Genomic DNA, 13885 nt, shown 5'->3' on the forward strand with positions numbered 1-13885 from the left:
TTGAGCACTATGACATTACTCGAAAATATTCAAACCATAATGCTCATTTTGAGCATTATGAGATTGCTTAAAAATATTCAAATCATAATGCTCATTTTGAGCACTATGAATGAAAACAAAACATTAGCTTCCCTAATTTGGCAATTGGACGATTATGTTCAAAGGTTTATTCTTGAAGTAGAAACGCAATGATTGCTTATCAAACTGAGTAAAATTCTAGCATAGTAACATCCATCAAAAAAGCGGTCGGAAAATATTTTCCGACCGCTTTGTGAAGAAAACTTGGAGAATTATGCCAATCTTAAATTCGGGATCACTAATGTTTACTAAAGTAATTCTTCCAACTTGCTCACTAGATTTTTTAAATCGTTCAGCTTTTCTTTGTCTTTAGCATTAACAATTTTCTTTACAAGAGCTATAATTTCATTGGAGCAATCAACAAGCGGATGGTCGATTGGAACTATTTCAGTTTTATCTACCAGACCACTAGTTTGTAATACTGTTACCAATTCATCAGTGCTTTCAATGGGTTTAGGCAATTCTTTAACTTTAGCTACTTTTTGTAATAGTCCTTTTTCAATATTTTGATTTCCTGCCAGTACTTCGTTTCGTAGACTAGTGGATAATTTTCCTAATCCTTCTGCAAATTCGGCATCACGACGTATTGTGGCAGGACTAACCTTGTATTCCTCCGACAATTTGGAGGCGGTAGAAACTTTTACACGTTTACTCTCAAAATAATCATCGACGTTAATAAGTCCTTCGTCAGTAATACGGTCGTATTTACCTCGCTCAGTCTTTTCATTGTTATAGCGTAAACCTCTGAAATAAGATGCCTGTTGTGGCGTAAGATTACGGCGTCCCAACTGCAAATCTATCATGTAATCCTTTACCTCTTTGAGTGAAGAAAAAGAAAGGAGTTGTATATTAAAATTGAGTTGATGCGCTTGGCAAATACGAAATCTATTATGTCCATCTATAAGAATATAGACTGGGGTAGCATCCTGGCTTGTTCCCAACCCTGCCATTCCTGCAGAAGTTTCCCAAACTAATAAAGCATCTTTGCAGCCATATTTAAGAATATTCTGTTCTAATTGCAAAGATTCGTCGTGGCTTAATGGAGGAATAAAATCGCGCAATTCATCTAAAATTTGAATATTTTGCTTAATAGCTTCAAGAGAAATAAGGTTACTACCCAATGCTTGTTTGGTTTTGGAAGCAATAATATCTTTAAAGTTTGTCTTCATCTGATTTCTCTATTTTACTATCTGTAAGTACTGTATAAATTCTTCCGAAAATTCTCGATACAATTTGGCTGCTTCCGAGTTTTCGGCAAACTTCGAAATGGTACTCTGCTCGATTTGGGCTTTTTGAAAATCAACTAGATGTTTTATTTCGGTTCTGAAAACCCTAAACTGTGACATGCTTTCACGAACGTGCTCTTTTACGCCATCATGTACAGAGTTTTTCTTTACCATTGTGAAAACAATTCCATCAATTTCGATGGCTGGATTCCAGCTTGTTCTGACCTCCGATATTCTATCAAGGAGGGTATTAAGTCCTTTTACAGCTGAGATTTCGGGCTGCAAGGTAATCAAACAGCTTTTTGAAGCAATTAAAGCTGAAGAGGTTAGGGCATTGAGCGAAGGTGGGCAGTCAATCAAGATGTAATCATACTGCTCCATCAATGGTACGAGCTTGTTTTTTAACCTAGAAACACCACCCAGAGAAATAATTAATTCGATTTCGGCTTTGGCTAAATCAATATCAGAGGGACTTAAATCGAGGTTTTGTGCTATATTCACTACTGGCAATTCATCGGCTTTTAATAAAGCATCTACAACTTGTTTGTCAGGTGTGTCAACGCCAAGTATTTGCGATAAATTTCCTTGGGGGTCCATATCAATCAACAATACGTTGAATCCCTTTCTTGCTAGTGCCTCTCCTAAAGAACCCGTGGTGGTGGTTTTGCCAACTCCTCCTTTATGATTGATAATTGAGATTACGCGTGCGTTTTGATATAAGTTGGGTGAGTATCCATATTTAGTCAAAACAGGAAATAGTGCGGCGAGATGTCGGTCGTTTAGATTTCGCTCTCCACTTATTGCTTTGGTGAGTGTTCCTTTGGGTAAGGATGACTCCTTTTCCACAGTTGAAACAGAAAGTGCTGGATTATGTCTTAAGAATTTTAGGACTAATTCTTGGCTAATCATAGGTTGTTTATTTTGTATTTTATTTCATACAAATATATCGAAAAAGTATCACTTTTGATACAAAATAGTATATTTTATTTTTTTTGAGAAGATGGGAAGAATAATACACATGTAAGCATAATGGGCATGATTTAGGTTGTACGATAGAGGTATGAGTCAATAGGGTTTTAAATCTGTTTGTAAATAGTTGTATTGAATTCCGTAAGCTTGATTATTTAATTTTACCCTTCATAGATTTTATGCTCCAAGCTGTACTTTTAGGAACTTCATGTGTTTGTTGTGGATGTCTATGAGCCTTTTGCCGGGCGCTTGTGAGATATTGCTCAAAGCAAATGGCAATCAGTGAAATGTCCATTTTCTCCCGTCAAAAACTACTTTTATGGTGCTAAATATTTATCCATAGATTTAAGGATAAAAACTACTTTTATGGTGTCAAAAAATAATCTATACCCAGAGGTGTCTTCATAATACGATGAGAACTTGTCAAAAACTACTTTTATGGTGTGGCACGGAAAATCATTCTTTCAATAAAACTACTTTTATGGTGTTAGCCAAATTTTATACAATTTCTAAAAACTACTTTTATGGTGCTTGGGGATAAAAAAAAAGCTTTGTCAAAAACTACTTTTATGGTGTCAATTAAACAGTTGGATAATTCCTAAAAACTACTTTTATGGTGTTAACTGGTATATGATTACGCTTTTTAAAAACTACTTTTATGGTGTTGGCGCTTTCAAATTTTTTCTTTTACCATTTTTATTCATGACTACTTTTAGAAGACTTTTTTTGCATTTTTTTAATAAAAAAAACTTTAAAATTTCAACAATTCCCTTTGTTGTCTTTTAAATCTTTTTATTCTTTTATATCTTTTCGGTGTGCGTAACTTATTGAAAATCAATTTGTTACACCACCATAAAACTACTTTTATGGTGCTTAAAACTACTTTTATGGTGTGTTAAAACTACTTTTATGGTGCTTAAAACTACTTTTATGGTGTGTTAAAACTACTTTTATGGTGCTTAAAACTACCTGTAAAAATTAAAAGTAGTTTTTGTAATGCAGTTTTTCAGATTCCTCTTATTTTTGTAAAATAATACACGGAAATCGTAGAATGTGACAATTTATGAATTGTGGGTCTTAATACTAAAGTAAGTATTTCATTATAAGCTTATTAGTGAATCATACTCAGACTCCCTAAAGTCATGGAAGATATGAAGATAGAGAAAAGAGAGCAAGCTTTGGACAGTGTTACCAAAGATCCCTACCGGATTGTCAAAGGTAATCCCTTGATAGAAGCGCGTTTTGAGTTAACCCCAACTCAAATGAAGCTTTTTATATACATGCTATCGTTGTTAGACATTAGCAAAGAAAGTTTTGTGCCCCTCACCATAACTGTCAAAGACTTTCAAAAATTTACTGGTGTAGAAGGTGGTAGTTTATATTCGCACCTTCAGCAGGAGGTTAAAAAGATGATTGACAAAAAGGTCTATTACAAAGACGATAGAATAGAATTAGACTCACACCTGATAAGCGGTTATGTATATTTTAAGAAAGAAGGATATTTTATCTTGGAGTTTCCCAATCTTCTTAAGCCCTTTTTATTACAACTTAAAGAGAACTTCACCGTACTTGACATCCGTAATATACTCAGATTGGATAGCTCATACGCTATGCGATTTTATGAAATCTGTAAGGAAAAAGAAAAAATAGGTACCTTTGAGTTTGAGGTAGATAAACTCAAAAGAATGTTTAACATCGAGCACAAGTACAAAAACTATTTTGACTTTAAAATGAAAGTAGTCGTACAGGCTCAGAATGAATTGATGAAGAACTCTGAATTGTACTTCGAGTTCTCTGAGATTAAGCAGGGGAAAAAAGTTGTGAAATTGAGATTTGTTGTCAAAAAAAATAAATTAGAAGAACTTGACGACATGCCTTTAGTGGACCAGATATCAGCGAGTTTCAAGGAGCTACCCAACCCATTGCCCTTGATTGCTCAGTCGATCGAAATAGAAGCAAATCAAACACTCAATTTAATTTTTGAGCAAGTAAAGGATTGGTCAATCTCCCAGCAAACAGTAAGAGAGTGGTTGGAGCAGTTTGCTGTTGAGCAAATCCAATTGGCCATAGACCATGTCAAGAAAGAACTACTTGCGGGTAAAACTTTCAAAAACATTGGAGGATACCTTACAACCTTAGTAAAGAGCCCTGATTTGATGCAGGCACAACAACAAGAAATCAAAAGAAAAGAAGAAGCCAAAAGAATACAAGTTGCTAAAAAAGCTGAAGCTCAAATAAAAAAAGAGCAACAATTAAAAAAAGATGAACTCTTAGAAGAATACACCAATGCAAAGCGAATTGAAGCTAACCAGATTCTTACTCAAAATCCGCAATTATATACATCTATTTTGGGAAGAATTAGTGGTAATTTATTAGGTTCAATGCAATATGATAGTTACATCAAGTTTTGTGGTGGACAAATTTCATTGGATACCTTTCTCAATTATTTTAATCTGGGTACGGGATTCTACGGAATTGTAATGAACATTTTGGAGGCTGATTATCCTGTTTTTGGCTACATTAAAGACGAATATCATGAAAAAGCCAAAGCAATAGGATTAAGGCTTTCGTATTGATGAGGTGCGCAAGAATTAATTTAATTTTTGAGCTTTCTGCTATGGGCATTCGGCAAAACATATCGATCGATACTAAAAACAATTTACCACTCTTTGCCTTGTGCCTAGAACACATAACTTAACTCTAATTTTGTTTAAGTAGGAAAACGTTATTGGTTAACAGTATATTGGTTATTTGAAGATATTCATAATCAAAAGGTTATAGTCAAATCTTTCCTTTTACTTACTTAACTTGAATAGAAACAATTGACGCTCTTATTTTTTGAGTAAATAAGGTTTGGTGGTCTTCGTTTTGATAACATGCTCCAAAGAATTTTTAGTGATAATTCCTACGTGTTTCCAGACAAGCTCCCCTTGTTGAAACAAAAATAGTGTCGGCATACTTTTTACACCAAAGTAGTCGCTAATATTTTTTTCTCTATCCACATCTACTTTTTGTATCAATATCCCATCACCCATCTGTTTGCTCAAATCAGTTAAGATTGGAGCGAGTCCTTTGCAAGGCTGACACCATTGCGCATGAAATACCAACAAGAGTGGTGTTTTGGCATTAATTAGAGCTTCGAGAGAAGTAGGTAGTTCAGTCGACTTTTTTTTCATAGTAATTCATCTTGTATCCATGTCAAAATTAAGCTTTTTATCATAAAAGAAAGTGGTATTTATCTCAAAAGAGGGGTTTTTGAATAGCTAAATAAAACAATTTTATAAAAAAGTAAAATATTTTAACAATGTAAATATAAGTAAATCAATTACTTATGTTTATTTTTTGTTATGATACAGGACGGTAAAGGAAAGTTGACTGAATTACAACTGTTAAGTTTGTGCTATCTAAGAAAAAAACAATTCGATATAGAATAAATGATAGAGATGTTTTGTTGAATATTTCAATAGAAAAAAATTAAATCTATCTTTAGATACCCTTTAAACAGAAATAAAACAATCTATTCAAAAGCGGTGCAAATTCGCTTGAATACCAAATACCAAAAAACAATGACAACGATTTCAACAGTGGATGCAACTAAATTTAAGCATGTAAGCTATTTATGGGACGATGCCAAAGCAGCAGCCTTGGCAGGCGATGAAGTAGCTCTTTTCATTTACCGTTCAAACATGTTGGGTGCCGACCTTCGTTTGACGAACTATGGTGGTGGTAACACTTCTGTAAAACTCAAAGATGTGGATCCATTAACAGGTCAGGAAACGGACATCATGTGGATTAAAGGTTCGGGTGGTGACATCGGTACTTTGAAAAAAAGTGGTTGTGCTGCGTTGTACGTAGATAGACTTCGTTCATTGGAAAATGTATATCGTGGAATCGAATTTGAAGATGAAATGGTAGCATTGTTCAACCATTGTATTTTTGATTTGGATTCAAAAGCGCCATCAATTGATACGCCTCTTCATGGATTCCTTCCATTTGCTCATATCGACCACCTTCATCCAGATGCGGCGATTGCTATTGCAGCAGCAAAAGATGGCCAAAAAATTACCGAAGAGTTATTCAACGGCGAGATTGGCTGGGTAGGCTGGCAACGTCCAGGTTTCGACCTAGGCTTGCAGTTACGTGCTTGTTTGGAAGAAGCCGCTGCGAAAGGAATCAAACTTCGTGGTATCATGCTGGGTTCTCACGGTTTGTTTACTTGGGGCGACACATCTTACGAAAGTTATATCAACACGTTGGAAGTAATTGAAAAATGTGCTGAATATTTAGAGTCTAACTACGGTAAAACTCGCCCAGTATTTGGAGGAGCTAAAATTGAAAGTTTGCCAGAGGCAGATCGTAAATTACAAGCTGCTAAAGTTGCTCCAATTTTGCGTGGTTTCTGCTCTTCAGAACGTCAAATGATTGGTCATTTCACGGATGATGCTCGTGTATTGGAATTCATTAATTCTAATGATTTAGAGAAATTAGCTCCACTTGGTACTTCTTGTCCTGACCATTTCTTGCGTACAAAAATCTCTCCGTTAGTATTGGAATTGGCTCCGAACGAAGATTTGTCAGATGTAGCGGGTATCAAAGCTCAATTGACTCCTGCATTTGAGGCATATCGTGCTATGTACACAGAGTATTACAACACCTGTAAGCATGATAACTCGCCAGCTATGCGCGACCCGAACCCAGTTGTAATCCTTTACCCTGGTGTAGGTATGTTTACTTTTGCAAAAGATAAAACTACGGCTCGTTTGGCTTCCGAATATTACATTAACGCTGTGAATGTAATGAAAGGTGCTGAGGCTGTTTCTGAATATACTTCATTGCCACGTCAAGAGGCTTTTGATATTGAATACTGGTTGTTGGAAGAAGCAAAATTGCAAAGAATGCCTAAACCAAAAGCTTTGTCAGGTCGTGTTGCATTAGTGACGGGCTCTGCTGGTGGGATTGGCAAAGCTATTGCTAAGAAATTTGCTGAAGAAGGCGCTTGTGTTATTATCAACGACATCAACGAAGAGCGCTTAGAAGGTGCAAAAGCTGAGTTTGTTCAAACTTTTGGAAAAGATGCTGTTGCTTCTACTTTGTTGAACGTAACGGATGCTGCAAGCACTGAGCAAGCTTTGAATAACGCTTGTTTGGCGTTTGGTGGTGTCGACATCGTTGTCAATAACGCAGGTATTAGTATTTCTAAATCTATAGCTGAACATAGTTTGGAAGAATGGGATAGATTATATGATATTTTGGTGAAAGGTCAATTTATCGTTTCTAAAGCAGGTATCGAAGTAATGCGTAAACAAGGCTTTGGTGGTGATATCGTAAATATTGTTTCGAAAAATGCAGTAGTTGCAGGACCAAACAACCCTGGTTATGGTTCGGCTAAAGCAGCACAGGCGCATTTGACAAGACTAATGGCGGCAGAATTAGGTGCTGACAAAATTCGTGTAAATACTGTAAACCCTGATGCGGTTATCTCTGACTCAAATATTTGGGCAGGTGGTTGGGCTGAAGGTCGTGCAAAAGCGTATGGTATTACAGTAGCAGAATTGCCAGCATATTATGCAAAACGTACTTTATTGAACGAAATCATTTTGCCAGTTGACATTGCCAATGCTTGTTTTGCGTTTGTAGGTGGTTTGTTGAGTAAATCAACAGGAAATGCCTTGAATGTGGATGGTGGTGTTTCAATGGGCTTCTATAGATAGTTTTATTTTGCAAATGAGTAGATGGGTGATTTGTGAACAAATTCATTCATTTACTCATTTGCTCAATCATTCAATAAATTATGAAACGAGTTGCCTTCAAAATGCAATTGCATCAAGGTCAGGTCGAGGAATATAAGCGTCGTCATGACGAAATTTGGCCTGAATTAGTAGAATTGCTTAAAAGCATAGGAATTGAAGATTATTCAATTTTCCTTGACCCAGACACATTTGCCTTGTTTGGTATATTAAAAATTGAAAATCCTGCATTAATGGATGAACTTCCTAAACATCCAGTTATGCAAAAGTGGTGGAAATATATGGGCGATATCATGGATGCCAATCCAGATAACTCCCCAGTAAGTGTACCACTCGTTGATGTATTTCATTTACCTTAGGACAAACTATCCGAATTTTAACAGAAACATCTCATGTTACTCGAATCATACAAAATTGCCTCACACAACGACTCTTTGTTGAAAGGCCACGAAAATAAATTGGCGTTTACTCGCTCTGAAATCGCTGGAACTGAAGAAATCATTCAAAAACTTGTTGACTTCCAAATTGCTATTCCTTCTTGGGCTTTAGGAACTGGTGGTACTCGTTTCGGACGATTTGCGGGTGGCGGTGAGCCTCGTTCTTTGGAAGAAAAAATTGAAGATGTTGGTCTTTTGCACGCTTTAAACAAGGCTTCTGGGGCTATTTCGTTGCATATTCCATGGGATATTCCTACCGACGCAAAGGCTATTCGTGCTTTGGCAGCCCAGCATGGGTTGAAGTTTGATGCTGTAAACTCAAATACATTTCAAGATCAGGCTGATCAAGAATATACTTACAAGTTTGGTTCTTTACAAAATGTAAACAAGGCGATTCGTAAGCAGGCTATCGACCACAATATCGAGGTAATTAAGCATGGTATCGAGTTAGGTTCTGATTCATTGACAGTTTGGTTGTCTGATGGTTCTTGTTTCCCTGGTCAATTGAACTTTAGAAAGGCTTATCAAAATACCTTGGAAAGTTTGCAAGAAATTTACGCAGCTTTACCAGATGATTGGAAAATCTTTGTTGAATACAAAGCTTTTGAACCGAATTTCTACTCTATGACGGTAGGAGACTGGGGACAATCGTTGTCGTATGCTCGCAAATTGGGAGATAAAGCCTATACTTTGGTTGACTTGGGACACCATTTGCCAAATGCTAACATCGAACAAATTGTATCATTGTTGTTGATGGAAGAAAAGTTGGGTGGTTTCCACTTTAACGATTCTAAATATGGCGATGACGATTTAACCGCTGGTTCTGTAAAACCTTATCAATTATTCTTGATTTTCAATGAATTAGTGGAAGGTATGGATGCTCGTGGTATGAATCACGCTAAAGATTTGGGCTGGATGATTGATGCATCTCACAATGTAAAAGATCCTTTAGAGGATTTGTTACAATCTGTTGAGGCTATCATGATTGCTTATGCTCAAGCGCTTTCTGTAGACAGAAAAGCTTTAGAAGACGCTCAAGAAAACAACGATGTTGTTCGTGCTCAAGAAATTCTTCAAAATGCATTCCGTACAGATGTGCGTGCTATCGTTGCTGAGGCTCGCTTGCGTGCTGGTGCTGCTTTGAATCCTGTAGCACTATACCGTGAGTTGAAAGTAAGAGAAAACCTTATTGCTGAACGCGGTTTGAAAACCGTATCTACTGGTTTGTAAGATTTTGGGTAGAAAATCTTTTTCTACCTTTCCTATATACTTTAGAATTTATATTCCCGAGCAACAAATTACTCGGGAATATTCTTCCCTTCATTTACTGACATATCTGTGAGGCCTTAGGCTGTTTTAAAATTCATTACCGAAATATGAATCCAATACCAGTTTGCGCAATTTTTGATATTGGCAAGACCAATAAAAAACTGTTTTTATTTGACGAACAATACCAAATTGTTTGGGAAAAAAGTATGCAATTCCCCGAAACGGTCGACGAGGATGGGGATGCTTGTGAGGATGTGAACTTGTTGCAGTCGTGGGTATTGGAATCATGGAATGAGGTGCTAGGTTTAGATAATTTCGTCGTAAATGCGCTTAATTTTTCTACTTATGGGGCTAGTTTTGTCTATGTAAATGAAGAGGGAAATGTATTGACTCCACTTTATAATTATCTAAAATCTTATTCGCCTGAGTTGCAAAAAAAGTTTTATGATACTTATGGGGGTGAAGAAGAATTTGCCGTAAGAACAGCATCTCCAGTGTTAGGTTCTCTTAATTCTGGTATGCAGATTTATCGTTTGAAATACCAGAAACCTGAAATATTTGAGCAAGTAAAATATTGTCTTCACTTGCCTCAGTTTTTACATAGCCTCTTTACAAAAAAATATTATTCTGATATAACCAGTATTGGTTGCCATACCAATCTCTGGGATTTTAGGGCACAGAAGTACCATGAATGGACTTCTCGTGAGAAAATTGAAACAAAGCTTCCAACACTTTTCTATTCGGATGAGGTAGTAAAATTAGAAGATGAAGATAAATCGATTTCTGTAGGGGTAGGCTTACATGATAGTTCTTCGGCTTTGATTCCTTATTTGATCAATTTTCAAGAACCTTTTATTTTGCTTTCAACAGGAACATGGAGTATTACCTTGAACCCGTTCAATGATATTCCGCTTACTTTTGAAGAGTTGCAATATGACTGTTTGTGTTATATGCACTATCAAGGCAAGCCCGTAAAAGCTTCTCGTTTGTTTTCGGGTTATGAGCATGAAATTCAAACTAAGCGTATTGCACAGCATTTTGGAGTCGAAAATGATTTCTTCAAAACTGTCGCTTATGAGGCTAAAGTCATCGAGCGATTGAAAAATGCTCAAAGCCCAGATGTTTCGGATGAGGACAATAAATACGAACTTTTAAAAAGTTCTTTGTTCGAGCATCGTGAATTAGCAGATTATTCATCCGTTGAGGAAGCTTACCATCAATTGATGTTGGATATTATGACACAACAGTTAATATCTACAGAGTTGGTCTTGCATAATTATCCTGTCAAGCGAGTTTTTGTCGATGGTGGTTTTAGTAAAAATCCAATATTTATGAATCTTTTGGCTGCGGCTTTTCCTGAATTAGAGGTGTTTGCAGCATCTATGGCGCAAGCAAGTTCTTTGGGTGCAGCTTTGGCAATTCATAAACATTGGAATTCAAAAGCTTTACCAGGAGATTTAATTGATTTGAAGTATTATGCTTGTCAGCCAACGCTTTTACCAAAGAATTGATTTGATATTATTTTTCTAAGAAATAGAAAACTAATTTTCCAAAGAGTAGTTTTCTATAAAAATACCTTATTTATATAGTTATTTTAAAAAAGTCGATTCGAATATTGATTTTTAGACAAAAAAGCTTGATTCTGTACTTTTTTAGTTCTTCTAAAAAACTCTTTTTAGTATAGTGTCATTTGTTTCAATTAATATAAAGGTGAAATTCTTAAATTTCACAAATATGAAATATCCAAGATTATGCGTGTTGGCTTATTCATTCCTTGTTATGTTGACCAGTTTTATCCTCAGATAGGAGTGGCAACTTTGGAGTTGCTCGAAAAATTGGGATGTGAGGTTCATTTTCCTTTAAATCAAACTTGCTGTGGTCAGCCAATGGCTAATTCAGGGTTTGAACATTTGACAGGAGGTTGTAATTCTTTGTTTATCGATAATTTTGAGGGTTTTGATTATATCGTTTGCCCTTCTGGAAGTTGTACTTTGCATATCAAAGAACACTTACACGACGAAAAAAGAGAAGATAAAGCTTCAACGATTCGTAAACGTGTTTATGAATTGGTTGAGTTTTTGACGGATGTTTTAAAGGTGGAAAATCTTGAAGCCAATTTCCCTCATAGAGTTGGTTTACATCAAAGTTGTCATGGTCAGCGTGGGTTGAAACTGGCACAAATGTCTGAGTTAAATGCTCCATTTTTTTCAAAACCAGAGCAATTATTGAATCAAGTCAAACAATTGGATTTGGTTTCATTATCTCGAAAGGACGAATGTTGTGGTTTTGGTGGTACGTTCTGTGTGACCGAAGAAGCCATTTCGGTGCGCATGGGGCAAGATCGTGTTAAAGACCATGAAGACAAGAATGTTGAATTTATAACAGGAGGAGATATGTCTTGTTTGATGCACTTGGAAGGAATACTTCGCCGTCAACAAAGCCCTGTGAAAGTGATACATATTGCGGAAATATTAAATAGTACAGTCAAATAGATTTTGCTCCCAATTTAAGTAATCAGATATGGAATCTAAAGTTCTTGAACATAGCAAGGCCTCGGAGGTATTTAATCAAGACAAAGAGCGTGTAGGTTGGCATGACGAAACACTTTGGTTTGTAAGAAGTAAGCGAGATAAAGCTGCTCATAATATTCCTGATTGGGAATTGTTGCGAACTACTGCTTCGAACATCAAGCATAACGTGCTGTCAAATATGCACGACTATTTAGTCGAGTTTGAGAAAAATGCTTTGGCTAATGGTGTCCACGTTCATTGGGCAGCCGATGCTGAGGAGCACAATAAGATTGTTCATGGTATTATTGCTAAGCACGGCGTTACTCGTATGGTTAAGAGTAAGTCGATGCTTACCGAAGAATGTCATTTAAACGATTTTTTAGCCAAAAATGGTGTTGAGGTAATTGATACTGACTTGGGAGAACGCATTGTGCAGTTGCGTGATGAGCCACCAAGTCATATAGTTTTGCCTGCGATTCACTTGAAAAAAGAGGATGTTGGTGAAACTTTCCATATCCATTTAGGTACCGAAAAAGGAAATAAAGATCCGCAATATCTTACTGAAGCTGCGCGTCATCATTTACGCGAAACGTTTTTAACACGTAAGATAGCGCTGACTGGTGTAAACTTTGCTGTAGCTCAAACAGGCGAGTTTGTGGTTTGTACCAACGAAGGAAATGCAGATATGGGCGCTCACTTAGCTGATGTACATATTGCCTGTATGGGTTTTGAAAAGTTAATCCCTCGTCGTGAACACCTTGGGGTATTTTTGAGATTGTTGGCACGAAGTGCTACTGGTCAGCCTATTACAACTTATTCAAGTCATTTCAAGAAGCCTCGTGAAGGACAAGAAATGCACATTGTGATTGTCGATAATGGTCGCTCGACGCAGCTGGGTCGTGAGGATTTTCGTAACTCGTTGAAGTGTATTCGTTGTGGTGCTTGTATGAATACTTGCCCTGTGTATCGTCGTAGTGGTGGTCATAGTTATCACAATGCCGTTGCGGGTCCGATTGGCTCTATTTTAGCGCCTAATTTGGATATGCGCAAAAATGCAGACTTACCATTTGCTTCGACGTTATGTGGTTCGTGCTCGAATGTATGTCCTGTTAAGATAGATATTCATGACCAACTTTATAAATGGCGTCAGGTAATTGTAAAAGAGGGTTATGCCACTACTTCCAAAAAACTAGGGATGGGCGCAATGACCTTTACATTATCAAATCCAGCGGTTTATCAAACAGGAGGTAAAGTCGGGAGATGGTTTATGCGAAATATCCCATTTGTTGTTAATAATGGATTAAATCCATGGTTCAAAAATAGAGAGATGCCAGAGCCTCCAAAAGAATCCTTTAGAGAATGGTATCTGAACAATAAAAAATCTTAGTCAATCCGAAAGGAGTGCCAAAAGGCAATGCAAAATTTGGAGTTTATCCATGACATAGTGAGGTGTAAAAGTCGGATTGGGTGAGAGGTTTTCCACCCGCCTTCTTTTCTTACCTTTTTATTTAATTTAATTAAGTATCTAGTCAGGTAAGCGTGGTTTGTGAGGGATAATTACTTGTTTATCAAATATATTGAGGCGGTAATCTAGATTCACAATTCTGCATTAATACTTATCTGACCCAAGCAGGTCGTCCAACTATCAT

11 protein-coding genes are annotated in these 13885 nt (G+C 36.6%); 8 read left to right on the plus strand and 3 right to left on the minus strand.

Annotated elements, in window-relative coordinates:
* Window positions 1-192, plus strand: a 192-nt coding sequence (locus ACOVQ4_RS07415; protein ID WP_421820017.1) for a hypothetical protein, incomplete at its 5' end; no start/stop codon positions are given.
* A 134-nt stretch (window positions 193-326) separates the two neighbouring features.
* On the opposite strand, the gene ACOVQ4_RS07420 is transcribed toward ACOVQ4_RS07415, so the two are convergent.
* Together ACOVQ4_RS07420 and ACOVQ4_RS07425 are read right to left on the minus strand one after the other, a co-directional pair.
* Entirely contained in the window at window positions 327-1247 is a 921-nt protein-coding gene (locus ACOVQ4_RS07420; protein WP_421820018.1) for a hypothetical protein, read from the minus strand.
* 9 nt (window positions 1248-1256) lie between these two features.
* Window positions 1257-2213 (minus strand): ParA family protein, encoded by a 957-nt coding sequence (locus ACOVQ4_RS07425; protein ID WP_421820019.1) that lies wholly within the window; start codon window positions 2211-2213, stop codon window positions 1257-1259.
* Between the two features lie 1202 nt (window positions 2214-3415).
* Between ACOVQ4_RS07425 and ACOVQ4_RS07430 the strand changes: the two genes are divergently transcribed.
* Window positions 3416-4849, plus strand: coding sequence for a replication initiation protein (locus ACOVQ4_RS07430; protein WP_421820020.1), 1434 nt, complete (start codon window positions 3416-3418; stop codon window positions 4847-4849).
* A gap of 255 nt (window positions 4850-5104) precedes the next feature.
* On the opposite strand, the gene ACOVQ4_RS07435 is transcribed toward ACOVQ4_RS07430, so the two are convergent.
* A complete protein-coding gene (locus ACOVQ4_RS07435; RefSeq protein WP_421820021.1) occupies window positions 5105-5449 on the minus strand; it encodes a thioredoxin family protein in 345 nt (114 codons plus the stop codon).
* Between the two features lie 390 nt (window positions 5450-5839).
* On the opposite strand from ACOVQ4_RS07435, the gene ACOVQ4_RS07440 reads away from it, so the two are divergent.
* From ACOVQ4_RS07440 to ACOVQ4_RS07465, 6 genes are all read left to right on the plus strand, one after another.
* A complete protein-coding gene (locus ACOVQ4_RS07440; protein ID WP_421820022.1) occupies window positions 5840-7984 on the plus strand; it encodes a bifunctional aldolase/short-chain dehydrogenase in 2145 nt (714 codons plus the stop codon).
* Between the two features lie 80 nt (window positions 7985-8064).
* Window positions 8065-8379: an L-rhamnose mutarotase gene (rhaM, locus tag ACOVQ4_RS07445; RefSeq protein WP_421820023.1), complete on the plus strand. Its 315-nt coding sequence runs from the start codon at window positions 8065-8067 to the stop codon at window positions 8377-8379.
* Window positions 8380-8412: 33 nt separating this feature from the next.
* On the plus strand, window positions 8413-9687 hold the full coding sequence (locus ACOVQ4_RS07450; protein ID WP_421820024.1) for a TIM barrel protein: 1275 nt from the start codon (window positions 8413-8415) through the stop codon (window positions 9685-9687).
* 146 nt (window positions 9688-9833) lie between these two features.
* Window positions 9834-11237, plus strand: coding sequence for an FGGY-family carbohydrate kinase (locus tag ACOVQ4_RS07455; RefSeq protein WP_421820025.1), 1404 nt, complete (start codon window positions 9834-9836; stop codon window positions 11235-11237).
* 240 nt (window positions 11238-11477) lie between these two features.
* Window positions 11478-12218 carry a (Fe-S)-binding protein gene (locus ACOVQ4_RS07460; RefSeq protein ID WP_421820026.1) on the plus strand — a complete coding sequence of 247 codons (741 nt, stop codon included), beginning with the start codon at window positions 11478-11480 and terminating at the stop codon, window positions 12216-12218.
* A gap of 28 nt (window positions 12219-12246) precedes the next feature.
* Window positions 12247-13623, plus strand: a complete 1377-nt coding sequence (locus ACOVQ4_RS07465) for a lactate utilization protein B (protein WP_421820027.1) — start codon at window positions 12247-12249, stop codon at window positions 13621-13623.
* Window positions 13624-13885 lie beyond the last annotated feature (262 nt).

Origin of the sequence: Flectobacillus sp. (assembly GCF_049240685.1) — a bacterium.
GTDB lineage: Bacteria > Bacteroidota > Bacteroidia > Cytophagales > Spirosomataceae > Flectobacillus.